The 26,216-nt window shown below is 71.3% G+C and carries 22 protein-coding genes; 13 read left to right on the top strand and 9 right to left on the bottom strand.

What is annotated here, in order from left to right; genetic code table 11:
- Positions 1 to 10: 10 nt before the first annotated feature.
- Positions 11 to 724 carry a response regulator gene (locus ABH940_RS22295; protein WP_370069378.1) on the bottom strand — a complete coding sequence of 238 codons (714 nt, stop codon included), beginning with the start codon at positions 722 to 724 and terminating at the stop codon, positions 11 to 13.
- A gap of 64 nt (positions 725 to 788) precedes the next feature.
- The gene (locus tag ABH940_RS22290) at positions 789 to 2,069 is read right to left on the bottom strand and encodes an ROK family protein (RefSeq protein ID WP_370106029.1); all 1,281 of its coding nucleotides are present in this window, start codon (positions 2,067 to 2,069) and stop codon (positions 789 to 791) included.
- A 177-nt stretch (positions 2,070 to 2,246) separates the two neighbouring features.
- Between ABH940_RS22290 and ABH940_RS22285 the strand changes: the two genes are divergently transcribed.
- The 6 genes from ABH940_RS22285 to ABH940_RS22260 all read left to right on the top strand — a co-directional run bounded on the left by ABH940_RS22285 (position 2,247) and on the right by ABH940_RS22260 (position 10,418).
- The gene (locus tag ABH940_RS22285; RefSeq protein WP_370106028.1) at positions 2,247 to 3,557 is read left to right on the top strand and encodes a sugar ABC transporter substrate-binding protein; all 1,311 of its coding nucleotides are present in this window, start codon (positions 2,247 to 2,249) and stop codon (positions 3,555 to 3,557) included.
- The gene (locus ABH940_RS22280; RefSeq protein WP_370069384.1) at positions 3,554 to 4,477 is read left to right on the top strand and encodes a carbohydrate ABC transporter permease; all 924 of its coding nucleotides are present in this window, start codon (positions 3,554 to 3,556) and stop codon (positions 4,475 to 4,477) included. Before ABH940_RS22285 ends, ABH940_RS22280 begins: the two co-directional genes overlap by 4 nt.
- Positions 4,474 to 5,394 carry a carbohydrate ABC transporter permease gene (locus ABH940_RS22275; protein ID WP_370106027.1) on the top strand — a complete coding sequence of 307 codons (921 nt, stop codon included), beginning with the start codon at positions 4,474 to 4,476 and terminating at the stop codon, positions 5,392 to 5,394. Before ABH940_RS22280 ends, ABH940_RS22275 begins: the two co-directional genes overlap by 4 nt.
- 10 nt (positions 5,395 to 5,404) lie before the next feature.
- The gene (locus tag ABH940_RS22270) at positions 5,405 to 7,474 is read left to right on the top strand and encodes a hypothetical protein (protein WP_370106026.1); all 2,070 of its coding nucleotides are present in this window, start codon (positions 5,405 to 5,407) and stop codon (positions 7,472 to 7,474) included.
- Positions 7,475 to 7,506: 32 nt separating this feature from the next.
- Positions 7,507 to 9,762, top strand: a complete 2,256-nt coding sequence (locus tag ABH940_RS22265; protein WP_370106025.1) for an RICIN domain-containing protein — start codon at positions 7,507 to 7,509, stop codon at positions 9,760 to 9,762.
- Between the two features lie 89 nt (positions 9,763 to 9,851).
- Entirely contained in the window at positions 9,852 to 10,418 is a 567-nt protein-coding gene (locus ABH940_RS22260; protein WP_370069392.1) for a PadR family transcriptional regulator, read from the top strand.
- Between the two features lies 1 nt (position 10,419).
- On the opposite strand, the gene ABH940_RS22255 is transcribed toward ABH940_RS22260, so the two are convergent.
- On the bottom strand, positions 10,420 to 11,118 hold the full coding sequence (locus ABH940_RS22255; RefSeq protein WP_370069394.1) for an NADPH-dependent F420 reductase: 699 nt from the start codon (positions 11,116 to 11,118) through the stop codon (positions 10,420 to 10,422).
- Positions 11,119 to 11,324: 206 nt separating this feature from the next.
- Here ABH940_RS22255 and ABH940_RS22250 point away from each other — a divergent pair, with 206 nt between their 5' ends.
- Genes ABH940_RS22250 through ABH940_RS22240 form a run of 3 tightly spaced genes read left to right on the top strand, consistent with a single transcriptional unit; the run spans position 11,325 to position 13,720 of the window.
- Positions 11,325 to 12,137 carry a class I SAM-dependent methyltransferase gene (locus ABH940_RS22250; protein ID WP_370106024.1) on the top strand — a complete coding sequence of 271 codons (813 nt, stop codon included), beginning with the start codon at positions 11,325 to 11,327 and terminating at the stop codon, positions 12,135 to 12,137.
- 40 nt (positions 12,138 to 12,177) lie between these two features.
- Entirely contained in the window at positions 12,178 to 13,125 is a 948-nt protein-coding gene (locus tag ABH940_RS22245; RefSeq protein ID WP_370069398.1) for an ROK family protein, read from the top strand.
- Between the two features lie 52 nt (positions 13,126 to 13,177).
- Positions 13,178 to 13,720: a methylated-DNA--[protein]-cysteine S-methyltransferase gene (locus tag ABH940_RS22240; protein ID WP_370069400.1), complete on the top strand. Its 543-nt coding sequence runs from the start codon at positions 13,178 to 13,180 to the stop codon at positions 13,718 to 13,720.
- Between the two features lie 4 nt (positions 13,721 to 13,724).
- Here ABH940_RS22240 and ABH940_RS22235 read toward each other — a convergent pair whose 3' ends face one another.
- From ABH940_RS22235 to ABH940_RS22225, 3 genes are all read right to left on the bottom strand, one after another.
- Positions 13,725 to 14,288 carry a DUF1697 domain-containing protein gene (locus ABH940_RS22235; RefSeq protein WP_370069402.1) on the bottom strand — a complete coding sequence of 188 codons (564 nt, stop codon included), beginning with the start codon at positions 14,286 to 14,288 and terminating at the stop codon, positions 13,725 to 13,727.
- Positions 14,289 to 14,337: 49 nt separating this feature from the next.
- Positions 14,338 to 15,330: an aldo/keto reductase gene (locus ABH940_RS22230; protein ID WP_370069404.1), complete on the bottom strand. Its 993-nt coding sequence runs from the start codon at positions 15,328 to 15,330 to the stop codon at positions 14,338 to 14,340.
- Positions 15,331 to 15,420: 90 nt separating this feature from the next.
- Entirely contained in the window at positions 15,421 to 15,828 is a 408-nt protein-coding gene (locus tag ABH940_RS22225) for a hypothetical protein (RefSeq protein ID WP_370069406.1), read from the bottom strand.
- A gap of 341 nt (positions 15,829 to 16,169) precedes the next feature.
- Here ABH940_RS22225 and ABH940_RS22220 point away from each other — a divergent pair, with 341 nt between their 5' ends.
- A complete protein-coding gene (locus ABH940_RS22220) occupies positions 16,170 to 16,757 on the top strand; it encodes a TMEM165/GDT1 family protein (RefSeq protein ID WP_370069408.1) in 588 nt (195 codons plus the stop codon).
- 4 nt (positions 16,758 to 16,761) lie between these two features.
- On the opposite strand, the gene ABH940_RS22215 is transcribed toward ABH940_RS22220, so the two are convergent.
- The 3 genes from ABH940_RS22215 to ABH940_RS22205 all read right to left on the bottom strand — a co-directional run bounded on the left by ABH940_RS22215 (position 16,762) and on the right by ABH940_RS22205 (position 21,193).
- The gene (locus tag ABH940_RS22215; RefSeq protein ID WP_370069410.1) at positions 16,762 to 17,628 is read right to left on the bottom strand and encodes a peptidoglycan-binding protein; all 867 of its coding nucleotides are present in this window, start codon (positions 17,626 to 17,628) and stop codon (positions 16,762 to 16,764) included.
- A 174-nt stretch (positions 17,629 to 17,802) separates the two neighbouring features.
- A complete protein-coding gene (locus tag ABH940_RS22210; RefSeq protein WP_370069412.1) occupies positions 17,803 to 19,833 on the bottom strand; it encodes an MFS transporter in 2,031 nt (676 codons plus the stop codon).
- 127 nt (positions 19,834 to 19,960) lie between these two features.
- On the bottom strand, positions 19,961 to 21,193 hold the full coding sequence (locus ABH940_RS22205) for a cytochrome P450 (RefSeq protein WP_370106023.1): 1,233 nt from the start codon (positions 21,191 to 21,193) through the stop codon (positions 19,961 to 19,963).
- Positions 21,194 to 21,443: 250 nt separating this feature from the next.
- On the opposite strand from ABH940_RS22205, the gene ABH940_RS22200 reads away from it, so the two are divergent.
- The 3 genes from ABH940_RS22200 to ABH940_RS22190 all read left to right on the top strand — a co-directional run bounded on the left by ABH940_RS22200 (position 21,444) and on the right by ABH940_RS22190 (position 26,186).
- Positions 21,444 to 22,613, top strand: a complete 1,170-nt coding sequence (locus ABH940_RS22200; RefSeq protein WP_370106022.1) for a steroid 3-ketoacyl-CoA thiolase — start codon at positions 21,444 to 21,446, stop codon at positions 22,611 to 22,613.
- A gap of 214 nt (positions 22,614 to 22,827) precedes the next feature.
- A complete protein-coding gene (locus tag ABH940_RS22195) occupies positions 22,828 to 24,567 on the top strand; it encodes an acyclic terpene utilization AtuA family protein (protein WP_370069418.1) in 1,740 nt (579 codons plus the stop codon).
- A complete protein-coding gene (locus ABH940_RS22190) occupies positions 24,564 to 26,186 on the top strand; it encodes an acyl-CoA carboxylase subunit beta (RefSeq protein ID WP_370069420.1) in 1,623 nt (540 codons plus the stop codon). The genes ABH940_RS22195 and ABH940_RS22190 overlap by 4 nt, the downstream gene beginning before the upstream one ends.
- The last annotated feature ends 30 nt before the right edge of the window (positions 26,187 to 26,216 follow it).

The raw sequence follows: 26,216 nt of genomic DNA, 5'->3' as shown, positions 1-26,216 counted from the left end.
CGTGGCGCGCTCAGCCCTGGGCGGAGACCAGTCCCGCCTCGTAGGCGAGGATGACCAGGTGGACGCGGTCGCGGGCGTCCAACTTGGAGAGCAGGCGGGCGACATGGGACTTGGCCGTGGCGACGCTGATGAAGAGCTGTTCCGCGATCTCGCTGTTGCTCAGGCCGCGGCCGACCAGGGTGAGGACCTCGAACTCGCGGTCGGTGATGCTCTCCCGGACGCGGTGCGGGGCCCGGGGTGAAGAGGCCCTGGACGACGGGCGGTTGGCGAACTCGGCGATGAGGCGGCGGGTGATGCTCGGGGCGATCAGGGCCTCGCCTGCCGCGACGACGCGGATGGCGGAGAGGATCTCGTCCAGGGCCATGTCCTTGACCAGGAAGCCGCTCGCGCCCGCGCGCAGCGCGCCGTAGACGTAGTCGTCGTCGTCGAAGGTGGTCAGCATGATGACGTGTGCCGACTCCGGCCCGGCGGCGATCCGGCGGGTGGCCTCGATGCCGTCCATGCCAGGCATCCGGATGTCCATCACCACCACGTCCGGCCGTACTTGGCCGACCAGCGTGATCGCCTCGTCGCCCGAGCCGGCCTCGCCGACGACCTCCAGGTCCGGATTGTCGTTGATCAGCACCCTAAGCCCGGACCGCACCAACGGCTGGTCGTCCGCCAGGACGACGCGGATCCTGGCCGGCAGGTCCGGCGCGTCCGGGGTGCTGATCATCTCGCTCATGCGCCGAGCGTATCGGCGCTCCGCGGGGTCGGCATCGACCCGCGGGACTACGCCCACGGGCGGGTCACCCGCCGACGGCGACTGCGCTCGGGTCCTGGTACACCGCGTCCAGGGCCAGAAACGCGCCTCCGCGTGCCGGCGCGGTGAAGCCCAGCGTCGACGGCAGGACCTCGCAGCCGCCTGAGTCCGCCGCCATGACCCGCTGCGCGACACCCTCGCGCACGGGGCCCAGCAGGTGCTCCGCGAAGACCGCGAAGTAGCCGCCCAGGACCACCGCCCGTGGGTTGAGGATGTCGACCAGCAGCGCCAGCCCCACGCTCAGGTCCTGCGCGATGCGCGTCAACGCGGCCAGCGTCCGCTCGTCGCCGCCGTCCGCCCGGGCGCGGAGGTCGGCGAGGCGGGACTCGACGTCCAACGACGGGTCGTGGACCGGGTCGTCCGGGTCGGCCGCGTGGCGCAGCAGCGCGCCGAGGCCGACCATGGTCTCCCAGCAGCCGCGGCGGCCGCAGGGGCAGGGGAGGCCCTCCGGGCCGGGGGTGAGCGGCATGTGGCCGATCTCGCCCGCGAAACCGCGGGCGCCGCGCATGAGTTGGCCGCCGGTGATGATTCCGCCGCCGACGCCGGTCTCACCGGTGACGTAGATCAGGTCGTGGATGTCGGACGCCGCGGCGACCAGGTACTCGGCGATCGCGCCCAACTTGGCGTCGTTCTCCAGGCGCAACGGCGGTGCGCCTGGGCCGAGTCGGGCGCGGAGCGCGTCCAGCGCGGGGATGCCGCGCCAGTCGATGTTGCTGGCGAAGGCGACCGTGCCGGTCGTGATGTCGACGTTGCCGGGCGCGGCCAGCGCCGCGCCGACGATGCGGGCGTTCTGGGCGCGCACCGCCGCGTCCGCCTCGCGGATCAGCGCCGCCGCCGCGTCGAGCACCGCCTCCGCGCCCGCCGCGCGGACGTCGACGGCGATCCGGCGTTCGAAGGCCACGTCGCCGCGCAGGGTCAGCGCCACGGCGGCGAGGTAGTCGACGTTGATCTCCAGGCCGACGCCGCAGATCGACCGTCCGTCGATGGCCACGGAGAGGCCCGGACGGCCGACCGAGCCGTCGCGCTCGGACTCGCCCTCCTCGACCAGGCCCAACTCGACGAGTTCGGCTATCAGGTTGGTGACGGTGGGGCGGGGCAGGCCGGTGTCCGCGGCGATCCGGGCGCGGGAGCGCGGGCCGGAGTCGCGGAGCAGGCGCAGCACCAGGCCCAGGTTGGTGCGCCGGATCGACGCCCGGTCGCTGGGCTTGGACGGGCCGGTCATCATCACCACCTGGTGGGCCGCGCTTCCGCGCAGGTCTGCCTTCACGGATCCTCCCTACCTCTCACGGTTCGACCCCGGCAAGAAGTTCGGCGCGGGTGTTGACAGTAGCTCAGTTAATTCTGATCCTACTTTAACTAATCACCTCGAACGCAAGAGATCCAGCCGCACCTCCACAGCAACGACATCATGGGAGACAGTCGGATGAGAAGTCGTCAGATACGCGTGGCCATCGCACTCACGGCCGCAGCCACCGTCGTCACGGCACTGGCGGGTTGCGGCTCCTCCGGTGGAAGCGGCAACAGCGGTGGGAGCAGCGGCGGTTCCAGCGCCTCTGGGCCGGTGAAGCTCGACTTCTGGGGCTGGGCGCCCGGTTACGACAAGTCGGTCGCGCTGTGGAACAAGTCGCACCCGGACATCCAGGTGACCTTCGACAAGATCCCCTCCGGCGCCAAGGGCGGCTACACCAAGATGCTGACGGCCGCTCAGGCGGGCAACGCGCCCTGCCTGGGCATGGTCGGCTACGAGACCATGCCCAGCTTCGCCGCCGCCGGTGCGCTGATGGACGTCACGCAGTACATGGCCCCGGCGCAGAGCCAGTTCGCACCGTGGACCTGGAACCAGGTGACCATCGAGGGGAAGACCTTCGGCGCGCCCGTCGACATCGCGCCGATGGCGCTGATCTACCGCAAGGACCTGTTCGCCAAGTACGGCATCACGCAGCCGCCCGCGACCTGGGCCCAGTACGCCGCCGACGCGGCCAAGGTGCACGCCGCCGATCCCTCCGTCTACCTCGGCGACTTCGGCAACGACGCGTACAACTACGCCGGCCTGGCCTGGCAGGCGGGCGCGCCGTGGTTCGGGACGAGTGGCGGTTCGTGGCAGGTGGGCATCGACAGCGCCGCCAACCAGAAGGTGGCGAACTACTGGCAGGGCCTGCTGGACAACAAGCTGCTCAAGACCGACCCCAGCTTCGACCCCAGCCTCTACAAGGACATGGCCGCCGGGAAGATCCTCTCCGACGTCAACGCCGTCTGGGACACGCCGATCCTCTCCTCCAGCGTCCAGGGCACCAGCGGCGACTGGGCCGTCGCGCCGATGCCGGTCTGGGACGCGGGCAACCCCGTCTACGGGAACGACGGCGGGTCGGCGACAGCCGTGCTCAAGGGCTGTGCCCACCCCAAGGAGGCGGCCGAGTTCGCCACCTGGATGAGCACCGACCCGTCCAGCCTGACCAACCTGATCAACGTCACCGGCATCTACCCGGCCGCCACCGCCGGGTTGAGCAACCCCGCACTGAACCGGCCCGACCCGTTCTACGGCAACCAGGTCGTCTTCAACGTCTTCAAGGCCGAGACCGCGCACATCGACACCAGCTGGCTCTGGGGTCCGACCATGACCCAGACCTCCACCGACCTCGCCGACGGCCTCGGTACCAGCGCCACCGGGTCCACCACACTCCCCGGCACGCTCGCCACCGTGCAGGGCAAGACCGTTGCGGAGATGAAGCAGCAGGGGATGACGGTCTCCGGATGAGCGTCGCAACCTCCCTCGCAGTCTCGCCGCACGCGCGGCGCCGGGTGCGCACCGCCGCCGCGTTCCTGGCGCCGTTCGCGCTGCTCTTCGCCGTCGTCTACGTGGCGCCGATCGGCTACACCGTCTACCAGAGCCTGTTCAAGCTGCACCGCGACGGCCTCGGACTGTCCGCACCGACGAAGGTCTTCGCCGGTCTCGGCAACTACGTGGACGCGCTGCACGACGCCGACTTCCGTGCCTCGCTGCTGCGGGTGCTGCTGATCGGCGTGGTGCAGGTGCCGGTGATGCTCGGGCTCGCGCTGCTGCTGGCGCTGTTGCTGGACGCGCGCTCGACGCTGTTCAAGCGGTTCTTCCGGCTCGCGTTCTTCCTGCCGTACGCGGTGCCGGGTGTGGTCGGCGCGCTGATGTGGTCCTACCTCGTCGCGCCCGGACTGAGCCCGATCACCGCCCTGGGCAAGGCAGTCGGGCTCCATCTCGACCTGACCTCGAACGCCATGCTCGCCCCGACCATCGGCAACATGCTGACCTGGGGCTGGACCGGCTACAACATGCTGATCATCTACTCCGCGCTGCAGGCCATCCCGCCCGAGTTGAGCGAGGCCGCGCGGATGGACGGCTGCGGCGCGTTCCGGATCGCCTGGCACGTCAAGATTCCGATCGTGCGCCCGGCACTGGTGCTGACCACGGTCTTCTCCATCATCGGCACCGCCCAGCTCTACAACGAGCCGGCCGTGCTGCAGCATGTCGCGCCCAATCTGAGCAGCAGTTACACGCCCATCTTCGCTGCGTACAACGCGGTCGACGACAACAACTTCGGCTATGCGGCGACGGAGTCGGTGCTGCTGGCGTTGCTGGCCTTCGTGCTGTCGTTCGGCTTCCTCAAGCTGGTCCAGCGGCGCGGGGCGGAGGCGGCGTCATGACGGTCTCCCAACTTCCGGTCGAGCGCCCGGTTGTGGAGTCGGACGACAGCAGGTCCCGGACGGGGACCGACCGGTCGGCGGCCAGCCCCGGTCGCTGGGTCACCCTGGGCGTGCTGGGCGTGGCGTCGGTCTACTTCCTCGCGCCGGTGTGGTGGCTGGTGGTCTCCGCGACCAAGACCAACAGCGCGCTGTTCACCACCGACGGCTTCTGGTTCGGCGGTCACTTCGCGCTCTTCTCCAACCTGCACGACGCGTTCACCCGCCAGGGCGGCATCTACGTCCGCTGGTTGCTCAACACCGCCCTCTACGCGGGCGGCGGCGCCTTGGTGAGCACGGCGGTCTCGGCGCTGGCCGGGTACGCGCTGGCCAAGTACGCGTTCCGGGGACGGGAGTTCGCGTTCAACGTGGTGCTGGCGGCGGTGCTGGTGCCGCAGCCGCTGCTGGCGATCCCGCTCTACCTGCTCTTCTCACCGGTCCATCTGGTCAACACCTACTGGGCCGTTCTCATCCCCAGCGTGGTCAGCCCGTTCGGCGTCTACCTGTCCCGGATCTACGCGGCGGCCTCGGTGCCGGACGAGCTGATCGAGGCCGGACGGATGGACGGCGCGGGCGAGGTGCGGATCTTCACCACCATCGCGCTGCGGCTGATGTCGCCCGCGTTGGTCACCGTCTTCCTCTTCCAGTTCGTCTCCATCTGGTCCAACTACCTGCTGCCCGCGCTGATGCTGGCCTCGGACCGGCTCCAGCCGGTCACCGTGGGCCTGGTCGGCTGGCAGGCGCAGCGCGGCATCGGCGACGCGGTGCCGTTCAACGTGGTGATCACCGCGGCAGCGGTGTCGGTGGTCCCGCTGGTCGTGATGTTCCTGTCGTTGCAACGGTTCTGGCGTTCCGGCCTGGTGGCCGGGAGCGTCAAGTGAGGGGAGCGGCATGCCCGCGCGGTACCCGACGCGTTACCACTTGCGGTTCCAGATCCACGCCGACGCCGACCCCGCCGTGGTCACGGCGGACGCGACCGCGCTGGCCAAGGTCTGCGCGGAGGCGGGCGTCGAGGAGGTGGTGCTGCTGACCGCCGCCGAGGAGGCCTTCCCCGGCCACCTGACCGGGCCGGAGGAGGAGTCCTGGCTGACCGCGACCCGGCTGGCCCGGGAGGTTCTCGTCGACGCGGGGCTGACCGTCAGCCTCAACCCCTGGGTGACCGTGGGGCATGCCGACCGGGGACGGCGCGGGCGGATGGAACGCCCCGGACCGGGCCCGGGCTTCGCGCCGATGGTCTCGCCCTACGGCGAGGTCGCCGCCGCTCAGGCGTCGTTCGCCTGCCCGCGCTGGCAGGCCTGGATCGTCGGGCACTACGGCCGATTCGCCGAACTCGGCTTCCGGGTCCTGTGGTTGGAGGACGACTTCCGCTACCACAACCACGCGCCGCTGCGCTGGGGTGGCGGCTTCGAACCGTTGATGCTGGAGCGGTTCGCCGAGCGGGCGGGCACGGTCGTCGGGCGGGAGGAACTGGTCGCGGCCGTCACGGCGCCGGGGGAGCCGCACCCGTGGCGGGCGCTGCTGCAACAGGTCTGGCGCGAGGCGCAGCTGGGGGTCGCCCGGGCGGTCGCCGCCGAGGTCGCACAACGCTCAGGCGGGCAGGCGCAGTTGGGGCTGATGAGCTCCGGTCTTGATGTCGCGTCCGTCGAGGGGCGCGACTGGCGGGCGCTCTTCGCGGCCATGTCGAGCGGCGGCCCCGGCGCGGCCCGGGCCGCGCACCGTCCGCACTTCGCGCCCTACTCCGACGCCCCCGGACGGGAGTTGAGCCGCCCGCTCTGGTCGCTGGAACTGCAGCGGTCGCTGCGCCCGGAGTTCGTCGAGAGCGCGCCGGAGGTCGAGAACTGGCCGCACACCGCCTGGTCCAAGTCCGACACGCAGACCTGGTCCGAGCTGGCCGCCGCCCAACTGGCGGGATCGGACGCGCTGTTGCTCAACGTCCATCCCATGCACGGCCGGCGCGCGGACCGCTTCCCGCGCGTCACCGACCTGCTGCGTCGCTCACGGGCCGGGCTGGACTGGCTGGCCGAGCGCTACGACCGGGACCAGCCCCGGCTCGGCGTCGGGCTGCCCTTCCGGCAGGACGCCGCCGCACACGTCCGGCTGCGCCCGGAGCAGTCGACCGATCCGGCGACGGCCCTGGGCGCGCTGGCCGTCGACCCCGCGCCGGCGGCCGACCTGCTGCTCCGCTACGGCGTCCCGGTCACCACGGCCGCCGACGCGCCGGTGCAGGCGGTCTTCGGGCAACTGGTCGAGGCTCTCGACGACGCGGAGGTGCGCAGCCTGCTCCACGGCGGCCTGCTGCTCGACGGTGTCGCGGCGGAAGCGCTGCTGCGGCGCGGCTTCGGCCCGCTGCTCGGCCTCGACGCGGTCGAGCTCGTCGGCCGTGAGGAGCCTTGTGCGACCGGACCGTACGCGGAGGAGCACCTCACCAGCGGCGAGGTGCTCAGCGTCAACATGCAGCCCGCGCTGGCCCGACTGACCCCGGCCCCGGGCGCGGAGGTCTGGTCCCGGATCCGGACGCCGTACGGCCCGCCGTGGGGCGCGGGCCGTACGGCGTTCCGCAACCGGCTCGGCGGACGCGTCGTCGTCCTCGCGGCGACCGACGCCACGGTGCTGCCCTACGACGACGCCGGACAGCGGCTGGTCCACCGCGCGGTCCGCTTCCTGGAGGGCGACACCCCGCGGCTGCCGCTGGTCAGCGGCGGACCATATCTGATGCCACATCACATCCGGGCGGCCGACGGCGTACTGCGGCTGGCGATCGCCAACGGCAGCGCCGATCCGACCCGGCCGGTCGTCGACTGGCCCGCGACCGCACTCCGTCGCGTCGACGCCACGCTGCTGCTCCCGCTCGCGGAGCCGCGGCCCACCCCGATCACCGCGGACCCGCAGGGCCCGCGGGCCGCCGAGGACCTCCCGCACCGCGCGTGGCTGGTCCTCGAAGCGGCAGCCCCCACCGATTAGCAACACCGAGACAACCGAGACAGGAGTCCCCCGTGGTGTTTCGCTCCGCTCGCACGTTAAAGCTTCCAGCCGCCGTTGCGGCCCTCGCCCTGGCACTGGTCGGCGGCAACGTCGTCGGCGCCGCCTCGGCGTCCGCACACGGCTCGTCCCACGACCCGTCCGCCGCGAGCTACACCGTGACCATCGGCTCGACCGGTACGTACAACTACGCCGACGACACCCCGGCCAGCAGCTACATCGACAAGGACGGGACGTTCTACTTCCAGGAGTCGCACTCGCTCTACGGCGCGACCGACCCCCGGGCGTGGAGCTTCTACAGCGGCAGCAACTTCGACACCGCTACCGCCGACTCGTCCCTCGACAACGCGGTCAACCCCGCCAACTCGAAGGACGGCAACGCCGACACCACCTGGCGCTGCAACAACAGCCCGACCGGCCTGACCGCCACCTCCGCGCCCTCCGGGTCCGGCTACGCCCAGCCCAACTACTGCGACCTGGTCGGAGTCTGGGTCGACCCGGACACCGGTGACTGGTACGGCCTGGTCCACAACGAGTTCACCCCGCAGCCGTTCGGCGACGGGCTGCACTACGACTCGATCGACTACGCCAAGTCGACGGACCAGGGCCACACCTGGAGCATCGAGGGCCACGCGATCACGTCCCCGTACAGCACCACGCGCGGGGACACCACGGCCTTCCCCAACCAGACCTACGACTACGGTGACGGCGACCCGCGTCTCTTCGTCGACACCGCGTCCGGGTACTTCTACGTCTACTACGGCTCGCGGATCATCCCCAAGGGCGGCGTCGGCGGCAGCAACGGCGGCCTCGCGCACGTCGCCCGCGCGCCCATCTCCGGCAGGATGGCGAGCGGCACCTGGCAGAAGTGGTACGACGGCTCCTGGTCCCAGCCCGGCATCGGCGGCCTGGAGAGCAACATGGTCCCGGTCACCTCGTCCACCCCGACGGGCTACACGGATCCGTCGAGCGACTACAGCCCGGCCAACACCGGCGACGTCGACCAGCAGATCGCGGCCGGAGTGCTGCCGGCCAAGTCGCAACTGTTCATCATGAACATCACCTACGACGCCTACCTCGGCCTCTACATCGGCGAGCCGGAGAACGCGACCACCTCGGCGGCGGCGCAGCAGTACTACGTCACCGACAACCTGGCCACGCAGAAGTGGTACCTGGCGGGCACCTCCGGCAGCTACACCGACCAGTCCTGGTACCGCTGGTTCCTGGACAGCGCCAACCTGACCAGCTCCAGCATCGTCGGCAAGTCGTTCCGGGCCTACTGCGCCATCTCCTGCCACAGCTCGGACGGCGAGTACGCCAACGTGACCGTGGACTCCTCGGCCCCGGCCGCCTCCCCGTTCGACCCGACGAAGACCTACACCGTCGCCAGCGGTGACGGCCGGGTGCTGACCCAGGTCGCCGGCGGCAGCGCCACCAGCTCCGCGTCCGCCGCCACCGGGTCGACGCTTGCGGACTGGTCCTTCGCCAGCGACGGCGACGGCTCCTACCGGATCACCAACGCGTCCACCGGGCAGCTGCTCGGTGTGGACTCCGGCACGACCGCCGGTCGCGCCTGGGGTACCAGTCCGACGGTCACCGCCGAGGGCAGCGGCGGTCCGACGGTCGGTCAGCAGTGGTTCGTCATCCCGGACGCCGACGGCAGCGGCACGTACCGACTGGTCAACCGCTACAGCGGCCTGGTGCTGGGGCTGTCCGCCGCAGGCGGCGGCGTCGCCGAGACCACTCCGGCCCGGTACTGGACCGACACCTCGGGCAGCAGCGTCGGCGGGGGCCGGACGGCGGCGCAGCAGACGCTGACGATGACCGCCGTGGGCACCGCGCCGAGCAACCTCAACGGCACCCACTCCCTGGTCCTCGGCGCGGGCGGCGGAGGCAAGGCGCTGGACGACCCCAACCACAGCACCAAGGCGGGCACCCAGCTGATCACCTGGACGGCCAACGGCGGCGCCAACCAGAGCTGGCAGTTCACCCAGCAGCCGGACGGGTCGTACCAGATCGTCAACGCCCAGTCCGGCCTCTGCATGGACGACAACGGCGGCGCCACCACACCCGGCGACGCCGTCATCCAGTGGACCTGCACCGGCAACAGCAACCAGCACTGGACGGTCGCCCGGCTGGCCTCCGGCCAGGACACGGTGACCAACGTCCACAGCGGGCTGCTGCTCACCACGGCCGGGGCCGCCGACGGCTCGCTGGTGACCCAGGAGACGGACACCGGCTCCGCGCTCCAGCAGTGGACGATCAGCTAGTGCCGTGAGGGTGGCGCGGCGAGTGTGAGGGCGTGCGGCACGCGGCCGCCCCGGACCCTGCGGGCCTGCTTCGGCCTAGGATCTGGGGCATGTCGCTGCCGCACGCCATCCTCACCGCCCTGCTGGAGAAGCCGTCCTCCGGGCTGGAGCTGACGCGGCGCTTCGACAAGTCGATCGGCTTCTTCTGGGCCGCCACCCACCAGCAGATCTACCGCGAGCTCGGCAAGTTGGAGGAGGCCGGGCTGATCCGGGCCATCCCCGGCCCGCCGGCCCAGGGCCGCCGCAAGGAGTACGAGGTGCTGCCCCGCGGCCGGGACGAGCTGGCCGCCTGGGTCTCCCGCAGCGACGAGCCGCGTGCGCTGCGCGACCCGCTCGCCCTGCGGCTGCGCGCGGCGGCCATGGTCGGCGTCGGGGACCTCGGCGCGGAGGTCCGCCGTCATCTGGCGCTCCACACCGCGCAACTGGACGCCTACCGGGTGATGGAGACCCGCGACTTCCCCGACAAGGAGGCCCGGCAGACCGCCGAGGCCAAGCTGCAGCACCTGGTGCTGACCGCGGGCATCGAGATGGAGCGGTTCTGGACCGGGTGGCTGACCGAGGTCGACGCCGTTGTCTCCGAACTGGGCGATGTCGGGGAAGCCGACGGGCGGTCGTAGGTCAGGCGGAGCGGGTGGCCCGCTGGATGTGGAAGTTGAAGTCCCCGTCCCCGAAGGACCCGTAGAGGCGGAGCCAGATCGGGAGCACCATCTCGGTCCCGCGCGCGCCGGTGACGTCACCGAGGTCGTAGATCTCGTCGGCGGGCCAGCCGATGGACTCCAGCAGCGCGGTCACCGTCTTCTTCGCCTCGGCGTCGTTGCCGCAGACGAAGACCGAGTGCGGTCCGGGGACGCGCGTCGGCTCGACCATGACCAGCGCGCTCATGGTGTTGAGCGTCTTGACGACGTGGGCCTCGGGGAAGGCCCGCTGGATCTGCTCGGCCAGGCTGTCGGTGTTGACCGGGCTGAGCGAGGGCGGGAAGCCCTGGGAGAAGTCGAGCGGGTTGGCGACATCGATGACGATCTTCCCGACCAGGTGGTCCGCGCCGACCGCCTCCAGCGCGGGCAGGCTGCCCTCTCCGGAGGTCGCGTTGACGACGTGGTCGGCGAACGCGCCCACCTCGGGGTAGGGGAGGAGCCGGACCTGCGGGTGTTCCGAGAGCCACGCGGAGATCGGTGGGTTCCCGGCGCGGTCCTTGTCCTGACGGGCGAGCGTCGCCTCCGGGTCGCGGGTGCCGATCACCACGTCGTGGCCGAGTGAGGACAGCTTTCCGGCGATCGTACGACCGACGATGCCGGTACCCAGGACAGCAAAGCGCATGAGCTGAAGTCCTTCCGCAGCGAGGGCGTTGACGCGCAGCACACGCGCGCTCGGCCGGTGGCCGACAACTCCTCATCGGCCATCCAACCCGGATTCGGCCGGAACGCTTCCTTCCAATAGTCGGTGTCGGCTGTGTCGTGCCGTGTGGCCCGCGTGGCAAGCTGAGCGCGCACGCACGAACGGCGACGAGACGGAAGGCGTGGCGGATGGCGCACGAGCACGGCGGGCACGGTCACGGCGGGCACGGCCACCAGCACGGGAGCGGCCACGACCACGACGGCCCGCGTCCGGTCCTGCCGGGGGACCGGGAGCGGATCGACGCGCTGTGGCCGTTCGTGAAGGAGCAGGTGCCGCCCGGGCCGGGCGCCGTGGTGGAGATCGGGTGCGGGCCGCTCGGCGGCTTCGTCCCGCTGCTGCACGCGAAGGGCCACCACGCCGTCGGCGTCGACCCGAGTGCGCCGGAGGGTCCGTCGTACCGGCGGCTCCGCTTCGAGGACTGGCAGCCGGAGGCCGGTGACCTCCCCGTCGAGGCGGCCGTAGCCTGCCTCTCGCTCCACCATGTCGACGACATCGACGCCCTGCTGGCCCGGGTGGCCGAGCTGATGCAGCCCGGCGGGCGGCTGGTCGTGCGCGAGTGGGCGCGGGAGCGGTTCGACGAGGCGACCGCCCGCTGGTGCTTCGACCGGCTGGGGCCCGACGCGCCCGAGCCGGCCGAGGGCGAGGGCGAGGGCGAGGAGCTGCAGCGGGGCTGGTGGCTGCGTCGGTACCGCCAGGCCTGGCAGGAGGAGGGCGGCGACTGGTCCGCGTACTTCAACGGCTGGGCGGACGCCGCGGGGCTGCTCACCGGCGAGACGCTGCTCCACGCGCTGGAGGCCTCGCCCTTCGAGACGGAGCTGCTGGAGTTCGACGCCTACTTCCACCTGGCACTGGACGGCGTCACCGCCGAGCAGGAGCAGGCGGCCATCGACGCCCGAGCGATCCGAGCCAACGGCATCCGCTACGTGGGCCGGCTCGCCTGAGGTGGACATCGGCACGAGCAGGCCAGCAGACTCGCTGACCATGAGCACTTCCCCTGCATCCTGCGTCGCGGCGATCGACATCGGCGGTACCAAGATCGCCGGTGGCCTGGTGGACCCGGACGGCGTCCTCCTCCACCGGGTCGAGCGTCCGACCAAGGCCAAGGCCCCCGATCCGGACGAGGTCTTCGCGGCGGTCGCCGAGGTGCTCGCGGTGCTGGCGGAGCACGAGCGGTGGGCCGGTGTCACCGCGGTCGGCGTCGGCAGCGCGGGGCCGGTGGACATCGGGCTCGGGACGGTCAGCCCCGTCAACATCCCGGCCTGGCGCGGGTTTCCCGTCGTCGCTCGGGTGCGCGGGCTGCCGCAGGTCGACGGTCTGCCCACGGTCCTGGGCGGTGACGCCGTCGCCATGACGGCCGCCGAGCACTGGCGCGGCGCGGCGCGCGGCTACGCCAACGCGCTCTGCCTGGTCGTCTCGACCGGAGTCGGCGCGGGCCTGGTCCTGGACGGCAAGGTCTACCCGGGGCCGACCGGCAACGCGGGTCATCTCGGCCACATCACCGTCGACTTCGACGGCGAGCCCTGCCCGTGCGGCTCACGCGGCTGCCTGGAGCGGGTGGCCAGCGGCACCGCCATCGCCTCCTGGGCGGTGGCCCACGGCTGGCGCACCCCTGACGGCCCGGACGGCGCGGTGGACGCGGCGGCGGTGGCGGAGTCGGCCCGTGCGGGCGACCCGGTCGCCGTGGCGGCCTTCGACCGCGCCGCGCGGGCACTGGCCGCGGGCATCGCGGCGACCGCGACGCTGGTCGAGCTGGACGTGGCCGTCCTCGGCGGCGGCGTCCTGCGGGCGGGCGAGCTGCTGCTCGCGCCGCTGCGTGACCACCTGACGACCTACGCGGCGCTGCCCTTCACTCAGGGCCTGCAGGTCCGCGCGGCGGAACTGGGCACGGACGCGGGCCTGATCGGCGCGGCGGCACTGGCGCTGACCTGAGCCGGAACCCACACCGCCGGGATTGTCACACCCCCTCGCTAGAGTCCTCTGCATGGAGACGAACGCCCGCTGGGTCGCGGTCCAGTCGCCGCTGCCCACCGGGCCGATACAGGTCGCGGTGACCGATCGCGGGGTCGTCAGCACGTCGTTCTGGCACGACGGGCTGCCCGGTGAGCCGTGTCCGGAGGACGACGAGCGGGCGGCGATGGTGGCCGCCCGGTTCGCGGAGTACTTCGCGGGGGCGCGCCGGACACTCTCACTGCCGTTGGACTGGAGCTGGACGGACGGGGTCCAGCGCCAGGTGCTGCAGACGCTGGAGCGCACCGTCGGGTACGGGCGGACGGTCACCTACGGCGAACTCGCCGCCCGCAGCGGCGCGTTCGAGAACGAGTTGGAGGCGCACCTCGCCGCCCGCGCGGTGGGGCAGATCATGGGGTCGAACCCGCTGTTCCTGCTGGTGCCCTGTCACCGCGTGGTCGCGGCCGACGGGTTGGGCGGCTTCTTCGGGGGAGAGCTGGGGATGGACGTGAAGCGCTGGCTGCTCACGCTGGAGGGCGTGCTCCCGCCGACGCTCGACTGGGACGGACCGAGCTGAGTGCTCAACTCTTCGCGGCGGCGATGATCTTCTCGACGGTGTGGTGGAAGCGCCCGGTGCCCTGGACGCCGAACGCCTTCTCCAGTCGCGGCACCGGGTTGGCCGGTCCGCGGCCCTCGACGACGCGGTAGCGGAGGTAGGCGGTCGCGTCGTGGAGGCCCACCACCTCCCAGTCGCCGCGGGCCCCGGCCTGCGGCAGGACGGACGGATCGAGCGGGCCGGTGGTGAAGAGCATCGAGTACCGCTCGTGGGAGGCGACCGGTCCCATGGCCGCGAACGGCGCGGCGGCGTACGCCTCCTCGACCTCGTCCAGGGTGTAGAGGGCGGTCGGGATCTCGAAGCCGAAGGCCGTCTGCAGCCGCGCCTCGATCCGCGCGCGCAGCGCCGCCCGCTTCGCGCCGCTGGTGCGCGGCGCGGCGAAGAAGGCGTTCCCGCTGGCGATGTAGGTACGGGCCGGCCCCAGACCGAGCTGGTCCAGCTCGGCCCGGAGCCGGGCCATCTCCACCTTCCGGCCGCCGACGTTGACGGCCCGGAGGAAGGCGACGTACGTGATCTGATCCGCGCTCATACGCCGATCGTAGGCGGCGCCACGCCGTCCGGGGTGGACCAGCGGTGGACTACCAGGCGTAGTCCTCGGGCGCGGGCTTGTGGCCGGGGAAGATCCGGTCCAGCTCGGCCAGCGCGTCCGCGTCCAGGGACAGCTCCAGCGCGGCCAGAGCCGTGGTGAGCTGGGCGTCGGTGCGCGGGCCGATGATCGGCGCGGTCACGGCGGGCTGGTGCAGCAGCCAGGCCAGCGCCACCGTGCCCGGCTCCGCGCCGAGCTTGTCGCAGAACTCCTCCCACTGCCGCAGCTGTGCGATCTGGGCCTCGTCGAGGCGGGCCAGCCGCTCCGCGCCGCGCACGCCCTCGTTCTCGGCCTTGCGCAGCACACCGCCCAGCAGGCCGCCCTGGAGCGGCGACCACGGGATCACGCCGAGCCCGTGGTACTGCGCGGACGGCAGCACCTCCAGCTCCACCGTGCGGGCCATCAGGTTGTAGAGGGACTGCTCGGCGATCAGCCCGAGGTAGTTCCGCCGGGCCGCCGCGCCCTGGGCGGTGGCGATGTGCCAGCCCGCGAAGTTGCTGCTGCCGACGTAGAGGATCTTGCCCTGCTGGACCAGCACCTCCATCGCCTGCCAGATCTCGTCCCACGGCGTGGCCCGGTCGACGTGGTGCATCTGGTAGACGTCGATGTGGTCGGTGCCGAGCCGCTTCAGACTGGCGTCGCAGGCGCGGCGGATGTTGAGCGCGGACAGCTTGTTCGTGTTGGGCCAGCCGCTCCCCGCGTAGCCCGGGATCGGCATCTCACCGTTGAGCTTGGTGGCCAGCACGGTCCGCTCGCGGCGGGCGCCGTCCTTGGCGAACCAACTGCCGATGATGCTCTCGGTACGGCCCTTGTTCTCGCCCCAGCCGTAGACGTTGGCGGTGTCGAAGAAGTTGATGCCCTCGTCCAGGGCGTTGTCCATGATCCGGTGCGCGTCGGCTTCCTCGGTGTGCGGGCCGAAGTTCATGGTGCCCAGGCACAGTCGGGAGACGGAGAGGCCGGTGCGGCCGAGCGACGTGTAGTCCATGGGGCAACCCTCTACCGGCAGGCCCCCGTTGTCGAGAAGGTCCCGCGCCGGGAAGGTCCCGCGTCGAGAAGGCTCTGATGTGCGGCGGGCTCAGTGCACCAGGACGGTGACCGTGCCCGAGACGCGGTCCACCCAGAGCGGACCCGTCGGGGTGCGGCGGGCCAGCAGGCGGGCGCGGAACTGCTCCGCTCCGCGCGACGTGGCGCGGACCGACCGGGTGTAGTCGTGCCACGGCTGTGCGGCGCACCCGAGCACGTGCCACCCGCTGCCGCCGGCCCGCTCGTCCAGGCAGAGGTAGGTGTACCGGACCGCGTCGTCCCCGCCGCTCGCGGTGACCTGCGCGCTCTGCCCGATCCGCAGCACCGGGGTCCCGGCGGAGACGTACGCCCCGGACTTCGCGTAGGCGGTGCCCGTCCCGGCGAGCACCGAGCCCGCCAGCACGGCCGAGCCGACGGCGAGGAGGGCGGCGGAGCGGACGCGGTGAGTGGTGGCAGCCATCGTTATCCCCCGTTGAGATTGCAGTCCGACAATGAGACTTATTCAGACCTTACACAGACCGGGACGCAGGACACGGCTAAGCCGTTCCCTCGGCGCACGGCGCTCCAGGTAGACTCGACCCCGTTCGAAGGGGAGTAGCCTTCCGCCGGACCGTCGACATACTGGCGAGCCTCACCGCTCGCCCGGCGCCCGGGACATGTTCGTCGCGCAGTTCGCGCGGGTGGACGCGTCGGCGAGACCTTCGGCCGCAGCCCGTCATACCCATGCGCGCTGCCGAGCCGAAGCGTCCCCGCAGCCGTGGGCCGGAGGCCCGGCGCCGAACCAACCCGAGGACGTCCTCCGTGAGCAGCATCGCCGTCGCCGGTATCACCTTCGGTGTGATCTTCCTGGCCGAGCTCCCCGACAAGACCGCCCTGGCCAGCCTGGTGCTCGGCACCCGCTTCCGTGCCTCCTACGTCTTCGCCGGGGTCGCGGCGGCGATGGCCGTTCAAGTCAGCCTGGCCCTGGTCGCCGGTCGGCTGCTGTCGCTGCTGCCGCACCGCGCGCTGGAGGGCGTGGTCGGCGGTCTCTTCGTGCTCGGCGCCGCGATGCTGCTGTTCCACAAGGACGAGGAGGAGGACGAGGGTTCCGGACGCGACCCGAAGTCGGACAGCTTCTGGCGCGTCGCAGGCACGAGCTTCGCGATCGTCGCGCTCGCGGAGTTCGGCGACCTGACCCAGATCATGACCGCCAACCTGGCCGCCAAGTACACCGATTGGCTCGCCGTCGGCCTCGGCTCCTGGCTCGCCCTCTGCGCGGTCGGCGGCCTCGCGATCGTCGGCGGGCAGAAGCTGATGAAGCACGTCCCGCTGAGCGTGATCACCCGCGTCGCCGCGGTGATCATGCTGGTCCTGGCCGGCATCAGCATCGCCGGGGCGATCACCGGCTGACCGGCTAACCGCCGTTGGTCCGGCCCCCGCTCTTGTTGCCCCTCGACGCCATCAACTGGGCCATCTTTGCCTGCGAGTTGGGCCCGTAGACACCGGACGGGTCGCCCTGCACGCCGTACCAGACCTGGAACGACGCGACGTCCTGCTCCGTGCGCTGGTCGTAGTCGCCGCTGGCGTTCAGGCCGCGGTCGATCCACAGTGCGCGCAGGTCCTGCTGGAGCGTCACCACGGCGGGCCCGGTCGAACCCAGTTGGAGGGTGGCGCCCACGCCCGGCGTCTTGGAGGGGCTGGGCGAGGGGCTCGGCCGCGTCGTGGACGGGGAGGGCTTCGGCGTCGGCGGGACCGTCGGGCTGGGCTTGGCACTCGGGCCGGGGCTCGCGCTGTGCGAGGGTGTCGGGCTCGCGGAGACGGACGCCGACGCCGACACGGAGGCGGTGACGGACGGCGAGGCGACCGTCCGGCTCGGCGACGTGCTCGCGGTCGGACTGCTGCCGGACGGCTGGGTCAGCAGCGCGGCGCCGGTTCCGGCGACGATCAGCAGCAACGCCCCACCGGCCAGGGCCCAGCCCTTGCGGCCACCGCCCCGCGCCTCGCGGGGGCGGGCGTCGGGTGCGGGCAGCACCGCCGTCGCGCCGCCCGGCTCGGCAGCAACCGGCTCGAGCTCGGCAGCAACCGGATCCGGGGCGGTCTCGGGTTCCGGTGCGGTCTCCGGCTCCGGCTCGGGCTCCGGTGTCGGCTCCCACTGCGCCGCCGACTCCGACTCCACCGCCTGGACGTAAGGGCGCACCAGCTCAGGGGCACCGTCGATCGGCGGCAGCACCGTCGTCTCGTCGTTGCTCCCGTTGTTCCCGTCGTGCGGCGGAAACGTCATCACACCCCCAGCTCGCCACCCACCCTGACGCACCGGCCCGCGCGTCGGTCGCGCCGATTATGCAGCATCATTCGGACGCTGCGAACCCGGGAAAGTGGCCGAAAAGCATCCACTTAGCCGGGTCCGCAGGCGATACCGGGACGAATGCCAGAAGCCGCTCGTGCGGATGCGCCGTCAGTCGCTCAGCATCCGACCCGGTGCGTCGAGGGAGTCGTCGGCCAGCACCCGGAGCATCGAGGCCAGCTCCGCGTGCTGCTCGGGGGAGTAGCCCTCGAGCTTCTTGCTGAGCTGGGCCACTCGCGCGGTGCAGAGTTTGTCGATGACGTCCCTGCCGCTCGCGGTCAGCGTCAGCACTCCGTTCTGGTCCTCCTGGACGCGGCCGGAGGCGACCATCGCGTCCAGCTTGGGCCGGATCTCGTCAGGGGTGATCTTGAGCCGGGCGCAGATCTGGTCCTGGGTGATCGGGCCCGCGTGGTGGAGCCGGAACAGGCCGTAGGCCTGCGGGACGGAGATGTCGACACCGGCCCGGTCGATGGCGCGGCCGTAGCGTTCCCAGATGTTCTCCCGGCTGGAGAGCCGGGTGATCATGCCCTCGATCTCCTCGGCCGAGGTGCGGAACGTGGGCGGCCCGGCGGCCTCGCCCTGCCCGCCGGTGCGGGTCGCGGTGCGCAGCGGCACCTCGCGCAGGAACAGCGACAGCACGAAGCCGATCACCGCGATCCCGGCCGCGACCAGGTAGACGGTCTGCAGCGAAATCGCGAACAGGTGCAGGAACGGGTCGTAGATCGCCTTCTGCGCGGGTGTCGCCTTCTGCACGAGCGTCGGGTCGGCCAGCACCTGCTTCACCGGGAACCGCGGCGAGAGCGTCCCGTCGGCGAGCGCGTGGGTGATCTTCGAGTTCAGCTGGTTGTTGAGCACCGTCCCGAAGATCGACGCGCCGAACGAGCCGCCGATGGACCGGAAGTAGGTCACGCCCGAGGTGGCCGTGCCCAGGTCGGCGAAGTCGGTCGAGTTCTGCACCGCGATGATCAGCACCTGCATCACCAGGCCCAGGCCGAGGCCGAGGATCAGCATGTAGGCGCCCATCACGGTCGCGCTGGTCTTCTCGTCCACCTGCGCGAGCAGCACCAGGGAGACGCAGGTCAGCGCGGTACCCAGGATCGGGTAGAGCTTGTAGCGCCCGGTCCTGCTGATCAGCTGTCCGGTGCCGATCGAGGTGATCAGCACGCCCGCCATCATCGGCAGCAGCCGCAGCCCGGACTGCGTGGGCGAGTTGCCGTTGACGACCTGCATGTACAGCGGGATGTACGACAGCGCCCCGAACATGCACAGGCCGATGATGAAGCCCATCCCCGAGCAGACGGTGAAGATCCGGTTCCGGAACAGCCGCAGCGGCAGCACCGGCTCCGTCACCCGCTGCTCGACCAGGATGAACGCCCCGATCAGCACGACCGCGCCGATGCCGAGGCCCCAGACCTCCACCGAGTTCCACGCCCAGGTCTGCCCGCCCAGGCTGGTGATCAGCACCAGGCAGGTGGACGCGGCGGCCAGCAGCACCGTGCCGACGTAGTCGATGCTGGGCCGGCCCTCCGGCTTCTTGGCGTGCAGCGCGGTCGCGATGACGAAGAGCGCGACCACGCCGACCGGTAGGTTGACGTAGAAGACCCAGCGCCAGTTGAGGTTGTCGACCAGGAACCCGCCCAGCAGCGGTCCGACCACCGACGAGACCCCGAAGACGGCGCCGATCACGCCCTGGTAGCGCCCGCGTTCGCGTGGCGGGACGACGTCGGCGATGACGGCCATGGCCAGCACCATCAGCCCGCCGCCGCCCAGGCCCTGGAGGGCGCGGAACGCGATCAGCTCGGTCATGTTGCGGGACTGTCCGCACAGCGCCGAGCCGATCAGGAAGATGACGATGCAGATGATGAAGACGCCCTTGCGCCCGAAGAGGTCGCCGAGCTTCCCCCAGAGCGGCGTGGTGGCGGTGGCCGCCAGCATGTAGGCGGTGACCACCCAGGAGAGGTGGTTGGCGCCGCCGAGGTCGCCGACGATGGTCGGCAGTGCGGTGGAGACGATGGTCTGGTCGAGCGCGGCCAGGAACATGCCCAGCATCACGCCGAGGAACACCAGCCGTACCCGCCGCGGACTCTCGTCGATCGGCGCGGGACCACCCTGGACGGCGTCTGTTGCCTGCTGCTGGGCCATGCCCAAGACGTACCAGCGCGCCGTCCGCGCTGCGCCCTGGCTGCCCCGAACGGGTGAGGGCCGGGGCGCTCACCCGTTCGGGGCGGGTTCCGGGGCTGGTTCGGGGCTGGTGCGGCCGCGCGAGCGGTCACGCGTACTGGACGTCGAGCCGCTTGATCCCGTTCAGCCACGGCGAGCGCAGCCGGCGCGGTTCGCCGGTGAGCCGGATGTTCGGCATGGCGTCGGCGATGGCGTTGAAGATCAGGTCGATCTCCAGCCGGGCCAGGTTGGCGCCGAGGCAGAAGTGCGGACCGCCACCGCCGAAGCCCAGGTGCGGGTTGGGGTCGCGCAGGATGTCGAAGGTCCGCGGGTCGGCGAAGACCTCCTCGTCGTTGTTGGCCGAGGCGTAGAAGATGCCGACCCGCCGTCCGGCGCGGATCTGCTGCCCGCCCAGTTCGGTGTCCTGGGTGGCGGTGCGCTGGAAGGAGATGACCGGGGTCGCCCAGCGGACGATCTCGTCGGCGGCGGTCTGCGGACGGCGCTCCTTGTAGAGCTCCCACTGGTCGGGGTGGGTCAGCATCGCGTGCATGCCGTGGCTGGTGGCGTTTCGGGTGGTCTCGTTCCCGGCCACCGCCAGCACCAGGACGAAGAAGCCGAACTCGTCGGAGTTGAGGTTGCCCTGGCCGGAGGCGTTGACCAGCTTGGTGACGATGTCGTCTGCCGGACAGCCCTTGCGTTCCTCGGCCATGCCCATCGCGTACATCATCAGCTCGGCGGCGGACTCCATCCCCTTCTCCGTGGAGATGGCGAGCTCGGGGTCGTCGTAGCCGACCATGGTGTTGGTCCAGTGGAAGATCTTGCCCCGGTCCTGCTGCGGCACGCCGATCAGTTCGGCGATCGCCTGCAGCGGCAGCTCGCAGGCCACGTCGGCGACGAAGTCGCCGGTCCCCTCCTTGACCGCGCTGTGGACGATCCGCTCGGCACGGTCCCGCAGCGTGTCCTGGAGCGCGTTGATGGCGCGGGGGGTGAAGCCGCGCTGCACGATCGAGCGGAGTCGGGTGTGCTCGGGCGGGTCCATGTTCAGCATGATCAGCCGCTGGCTGTCGATCGCGTCGCGCTGGATCGACGGGTGGAAGCGGATGATCGCGGTGTTGGTGCTGGAGGAGAAGGTTTCGGGGTGGGTAGAGACCTCCTTGACGTCGGCGTGCCGGGTCACCGCCCAGTAGCCGCCGTCGTCGAAACCGGCCGTCCCGTCGGCCTGCGGGATCCAGCGGACGGGCGCGGTGCGGCGCAGCTCCGCGAACTCCGGCAGCGGCACGGCCGCCTGGTTGACTTCCGGATCGGTGGGGTCGAATCCGTCGTGCAGGGCCGGGCAGGACATCTCGGGCCTCCTGGGCTGGGCCTGACGCACCGTCCGAAACGGGGCGGTCCGAAACGGGGCGGGGTCTGAAACGGGGCGAACGGTGCGGTCAACGCTGAACCGAGCTCTGACGTACCGTCAGATCTCCACTCGACGGTAGTAACACGTTCTAGTGGATGCAAGGGCCTTGCGCGGGGGCTCCGGGGCGAATAGAAAGGTCGACAGAACTAGAACGAGTATCAGTTCTTGGCCCAGTCGGGAGGGACTGCTCATGGCCGCTGAGCCCGTCATCGTCGAGGCAGTACGGACCCCTATCGGGAAGCGGGGAGGCGCACTCGCCAACCTGCACCCCGCCTATCTACTCGGCGAGACCTTCCGTGAACTGCTGGCCCGTACCGGCGTGCAGCCGGACGTGGTCGAGCAGATCGTCAGCGGAACGGTGACCCACGCCGGCGAGCAGTCGATGAACCCGGCCCGCAACGCGTGGCTGGCCATGGGACTGCCCTACGAGGTTCCGGCGACCACGGTGGACTGCCAGTGCGGCTCCTCGCAGCAGGCCAACCACATGGTCCACAACATGATCGCGGCAGGCGCCGTCGACGTCGGCGTGGCCTGCGGAGTCGAGTCCATGTCCCGCGTCCCGCTGGGCTCGGGCTCGGCGGGCGGCAACGGGAGGCCGTTCCCCGAGGAGTGGAACGTCGACCTGCCCAACCAGTTCGAGGCCGCCGAACGCATCGCCCGCCACCGCGGGTTGACCCGGGCGGACGTGGACGCGCTGGGCGTCCTCTCCCAGCAGCGCGCCGCGCAGGCCTGGGCGGAGGAGCGGTTCAAGCGCGAGACCTACGCGGTCCAGGTCCCGACCACGGAGGCGGAGCAGGCCGCGGGCCAGGGCATGTGGCGTCTCTTCGACCACGACGAGGGCTTGCGCGACACGTCGATGGAAGGTCTGGGCGGCCTCAAGTCCGTACTGCCGAACGCGATCCACACGGCGGGCAACTCCTCGCAGATATCCGACGGTTCGGCCGCCGTGATGTGGGCGTCACGACGTGCGGCGCGGGCGCTCGGGCTCACGCCCCGGGCGCGGATCATCGCCCAGGCGCTGGTCGGCTCCGACCCGCACTACCACCTCGACGGCCCGATCGACGCGACGCGCGCGGTGCTGGGCAAGGCGGGGATGTCGCTCAAGGACATCGACATCGTCGAGATCAACGAGGCCTTCGCGTCCGTTGTGCTGTCCTGGGCCCAGGTGATGAAGGCCGACATGGAGAAGGTCAACGTAAACGGCGGCGCCATCGCCCTCGGCCACCCCGTCGGCTGTACCGGCGCCCGGCTGATCACCACGGCCCTGCACGAACTGGAGCGCAGCGGCAAGGAGTTCGCCCTGGTGACGATGTGCGCGGGCGGCGCGCTGGCGACGGGGACGATCATCCAGCGGCTCTGAAGGCCGCCTGCTCGTCAGGACTTGGCAGGGCTTGCAGGGCTTGGCGGGCCTTGGCAGGGCTTGGCGCGGCTCGGTAGGGCTTGTTCTGGGCGGTGTCCCGCGCGTGCGGGGCGCCGCCCGTTTTCTGCGGACCGAATAAAGCAATCATGCTTGATTGTTTCTTGCCCGCCTGCCAGGCTGGCTCCGTCGCGTTCGGTGCCGCCGCGGAGGCGGAATGCGGAAGGGGCATGAGGTGTCCGATTCGATCCTGCGCGTCGGGAACGCGTCCGGGTTCTACGGGGACCGGTTCGACGCCGTGCGGGAGATGCTGACCGGTGGGCCGCTGGACGTGCTGACCGGGGACTATCTCGCCGAGTTGACCATGCTGATCCTCGGCCGGGACCGGCAAAAGGACCCCTCCCTCGGCTACGCCCGGACCTTTCTGCGGCAGATGGAGGAGTGCCTCGGCCTGGCCCTCGACCGGGGCGTCCGCATCGTCGTCAACGCCGGCGGCCTCAACCCCGCCGGACTGGCCGACCGGATGCGTGAACTCGCCGAGCGGCTCGGGCTGTCGCAGGCGCGGATCGCGCACGTCGAGGGCGACGACGTCCTCGCCACCGTCCGTGCCGAACGGCCGGACGCACTGGCGGCCAACGCCTACCTCGGCGGGTGGGGGATCACCGCCTGCCTGAACGCGGGCGCGGACGTCGTGGTCACCGGCCGGGTCACCGACGCCGCGCTGGTCAGCGGATCGGCCGCGGCGCACTTCGGGTGGGCGCGGGAGGACTGGGACCGGCTCGCCGGTGCGGTGGTCGCCGGGCATGTGCTGGAGTGCGGGACGCAGGCGACCGGCGGTAACTTCTCCTTCTTCCAGGAGGTGCTGCGCGGCGGCGAACGTCCCGGCTTTCCGTTGGCGGAGATCCACGCCGACGGATCGGCGGTCGTCACCAAGCATCCCGGCACCGGTGGTGCGGTCACGCCCGAGACCGTCACCGCCCAACTCCTTTACGAGACCGGCCCCGCCCGCTACGCGGGACCCGACGTCACCGCGCGCCTGGACACCGTGGCCCTGGCCGCCGACGGCCCCGACCGGGTCCGGATCTCCGGCGTGCGGGGCGAGGCCCCGCCGCCCACGCTCAAGGTCGGCGTCAACCGGCTCGGCGGCTGGATCGGTGAGGCGGTCTTCGTGCTGACCGGCCTGGACATCGACGCCAAGGCCGAGCTGATGAGGAGTCAACTTGCGGACACGCTCGACTCGCTCGGCAAGCAGCAGCCCGAGCATCTGCGTTGGACCCTCGCCCGCACCGACCACGCCGACGCCGCCACGGAGGAGCAGGCAAGTGCGCTGCTGCGGCTGACCGTTCGCGATCCGGACGCCAAGCTCGTCTCCCGTGCGGTCGCCGCCGCGCCCGTCGAGCTGGCGCTGGCCGGATACCCCGGCTTCCACCTCACCGCGCCGCCGGACAAGGGCACGCCCTACGGCATCTTCGAGGCGCTGACCGCCGATCCGGCCGAGGTCGCGCACACGGCCGCGCTGCCGGACGGCAGTCGCATCGCCGTCGAACCCGCGGCCGCCGCGCGAGCATTGGAGCCGGTGCCCGAGTGCGGGCTGCCGACGCCGCTGGATCCCGCCGTCCGCGCGGCGAACCGGCGCGCGCCGCTCGGCCACGTCGTCGGCGCGCGCAGCGGCGACAAGGGTGGCAGTGCCAACATCGGCGTCTGGGCCCGCACCGACGACGGGTGGCGCTGGCTCGCGCACACCCTCACCGTCGAGCGGTTGAAGGAACTGCTGCCCGAGACCTCCGGGTTGGCCGTGTCCCGGACCGTGCTGCCGAACCTGCGCGCGCTCAACTTCACCGTCGAGGGCATCCTCGGCGACGGCGTCGCCTCCCGTGCCCGATTCGACCCGCAGGCCAAGGCGCTCGGCGAGTGGCTCCGCTCGCGGCACCTGGACATCCCGGAGGTCCTCCTGTGACCGTTCTCTCGACCAGCGTCGACCCGAGCAGCGCGGAGTTCGCCGCGCACCGAGCGGCGATGCTCGACAAGTTGGCCGAGCTCGACGCCGAACAGGCCAAGGCCGTGGCCGGGGGCGGGCAAAAGTACGTGGAGCGGCACCGCAGGCGCGGCAAGATGCTGCCGCGCGAGCGGATCGAGCTGCTGCTGGACCCGGACACGCCGTTCCTCGAACTCTCCACGCTGGCTGCCTGGGGGACCGAGTACCCGGTCGGCGCGGGCATGGTCACCGGCATCGGGCGGATCTCCGGCACCGAGTGCCTGATCACCGCCAACGACCCGACCGTGCGCGGCGGCGCCAGCAATCCGTGGACGTTGAAGAAGGCGCTGCGCTGCCACCAGATCGCGCTGGAGAACCGGTTGCCGCTGGTCAACCTGGTCGAGTCGGGCGGCGCGGATCTCCCCAGCCAGAAGGAGATCTTCATTCCGGGTGGCGCGCTCTTCCGCGACCTGACCCGCCTCTCCGCCGCCGGGATCCCCTCCATCGCCGTCGTCTTCGGCAACTCGACGGCGGGCGGCGCGTACGTGCCCGGGATGTCGGACCACGTGGTGATGATCGACGAGCGGTCCAAGGTCTTCCTCGGCGGTCCGCCGCTGGTCAAGATGGCGACTGGCGAGGAGAGCGACGACGAGTCGCTCGGCGGCGCGCGGATGCACGCCCGCGTCTCCGGACTGGCCGACCACTTCGCCGTCGACGAGGCCGACGCGCTGCACCGCGCACGGCAGATCGTCGCCCGGCTGGAGTGGCGCAAGCAGGGGCCGGGACCGTCGGTCGACGCGCACGGTTCCCACGGCCTGGTCGAGCCGCCGAAGTACGACGAGGAGGAGCTGCTCGGTATCGTCCCCGCTGACCTGCGGCAGCCGTTCGACCCGCGCGAGGTGATCGCGCGCGTCGTGGACGGCTCGGAGTTCGACGAGGTCAAGCCGCTCTACGGGCCGAGCCTGGTGACCGGTTGGGCGCGGATCCACGGCTACCCGGTCGGGATCCTGGCCAACGCCCAGGGGGTGTTGTTCAGTCAGGAGGCCCAGAAGGCCGCCCAGTTCATCCAGTGGGCCAACCAGCGGGACATTCCGCTGCTGTTCCTGCACAACACCACCGGCTACATGGTCGGGCGCGAGTACGAGCAGGGCGGCATCATCAAGCACGGCGCGATGATGATCAACGCGGTCTCCAACTCCCGCGTCCCGCACCTGTCCGTGCTGGTCGGCGCCTCCTACGGCGCGGGCCACTACGGGATGTGCGGGCGGGCGTACGACCCGCGCTTCCTCTTCGCCTGGCCCAGTGCCAAGTCGGCGGTGATGGGGCCGCAGCAGCTGGCCGGGGTGCTCTCGATCGTCGCCCGAGCGGCGGCGACGTCGCGCGGCCAGGCCTACGACGAGGAGGCCGACGCCGGTCTGCGCGCCATGGTGGAGCAGCAGATCGAGTCGGAGTCGCTGCCGATGTTCCTCTCCGGCCGCCTTTACGACGACGGCGTGATCGACCCGCGCGACACCCGGACCGTCCTCGGCCTCTGCCTCTCCGCCGTGCACAGTGCGCCGATCCAGGGCGCACGCGGCGGCTACGGCGTCTTCCGGATGTGAGCCCCGTGACCGACAACCGTGCACCGAAAG

The organism is Streptacidiphilus sp. BW17 (genome assembly GCF_041262485.1).
GTDB lineage: Bacteria > Actinomycetota > Actinomycetes > Streptomycetales > Streptomycetaceae > Streptacidiphilus.
This window is presented reverse-complemented; position numbering and strand designations above follow the sequence as displayed.

Excerpts from the sequence above, each read along its gene's own strand:
- ABH940_RS22235 (WP_370069402.1), bottom strand. The coding sequence starts at position 14,288 with ATGAGCGCGGATCAGATCACGTACGTCGCCTTCCTCCGGGCCGTCAAC.
- ABH940_RS22240 (WP_370069400.1), top strand. The coding sequence starts at position 13,178 with ATGGAGACGAACGCCCGCTGGGTCGCGGTCCAGTCGCCGCTGCCCACC.
- ABH940_RS22280 (WP_370069384.1), top strand. The coding sequence starts at position 3,554 with ATGAGCGTCGCAACCTCCCTCGCAGTCTCGCCGCACGCGCGGCGCCGG.
- ABH940_RS22255 (WP_370069394.1), bottom strand. The coding sequence starts at position 11,118 with ATGCGCTTTGCTGTCCTGGGTACCGGCATCGTCGGTCGTACGATCGCC.
- ABH940_RS22200 (WP_370106022.1), top strand. The coding sequence starts at position 21,444 with ATGGCCGCTGAGCCCGTCATCGTCGAGGCAGTACGGACCCCTATCGGG.
- ABH940_RS22215 (WP_370069410.1), bottom strand. The coding sequence starts at position 17,628 with ATGACGTTTCCGCCGCACGACGGGAACAACGGGAGCAACGACGAGACG.
- ABH940_RS22260 (WP_370069392.1), top strand. The coding sequence starts at position 9,852 with ATGTCGCTGCCGCACGCCATCCTCACCGCCCTGCTGGAGAAGCCGTCC.
- ABH940_RS22275 (WP_370106027.1), top strand. The coding sequence starts at position 4,474 with ATGACGGTCTCCCAACTTCCGGTCGAGCGCCCGGTTGTGGAGTCGGAC.
- ABH940_RS22230 (WP_370069404.1), bottom strand. The coding sequence starts at position 15,330 with ATGGACTACACGTCGCTCGGCCGCACCGGCCTCTCCGTCTCCCGACTG.
- ABH940_RS22225 (WP_370069406.1), bottom strand. The coding sequence starts at position 15,828 with ATGGCTGCCACCACTCACCGCGTCCGCTCCGCCGCCCTCCTCGCCGTC.
- ABH940_RS22295 (WP_370069378.1), bottom strand. The coding sequence starts at position 724 with ATGAGCGAGATGATCAGCACCCCGGACGCGCCGGACCTGCCGGCCAGG.
- ABH940_RS22245 (WP_370069398.1), top strand. The coding sequence starts at position 12,178 with ATGAGCACTTCCCCTGCATCCTGCGTCGCGGCGATCGACATCGGCGGT.
- ABH940_RS22205 (WP_370106023.1), bottom strand. The coding sequence starts at position 21,193 with ATGTCCTGCCCGGCCCTGCACGACGGATTCGACCCCACCGATCCGGAA.
- ABH940_RS22270 (WP_370106026.1), top strand. The coding sequence starts at position 5,405 with ATGCCCGCGCGGTACCCGACGCGTTACCACTTGCGGTTCCAGATCCAC.
- ABH940_RS22250 (WP_370106024.1), top strand. The coding sequence starts at position 11,325 with ATGGCGCACGAGCACGGCGGGCACGGTCACGGCGGGCACGGCCACCAG.
- ABH940_RS22210 (WP_370069412.1), bottom strand. The coding sequence starts at position 19,833 with ATGGCCCAGCAGCAGGCAACAGACGCCGTCCAGGGTGGTCCCGCGCCG.
- ABH940_RS22195 (WP_370069418.1), top strand. The coding sequence starts at position 22,828 with ATGCGGAAGGGGCATGAGGTGTCCGATTCGATCCTGCGCGTCGGGAAC.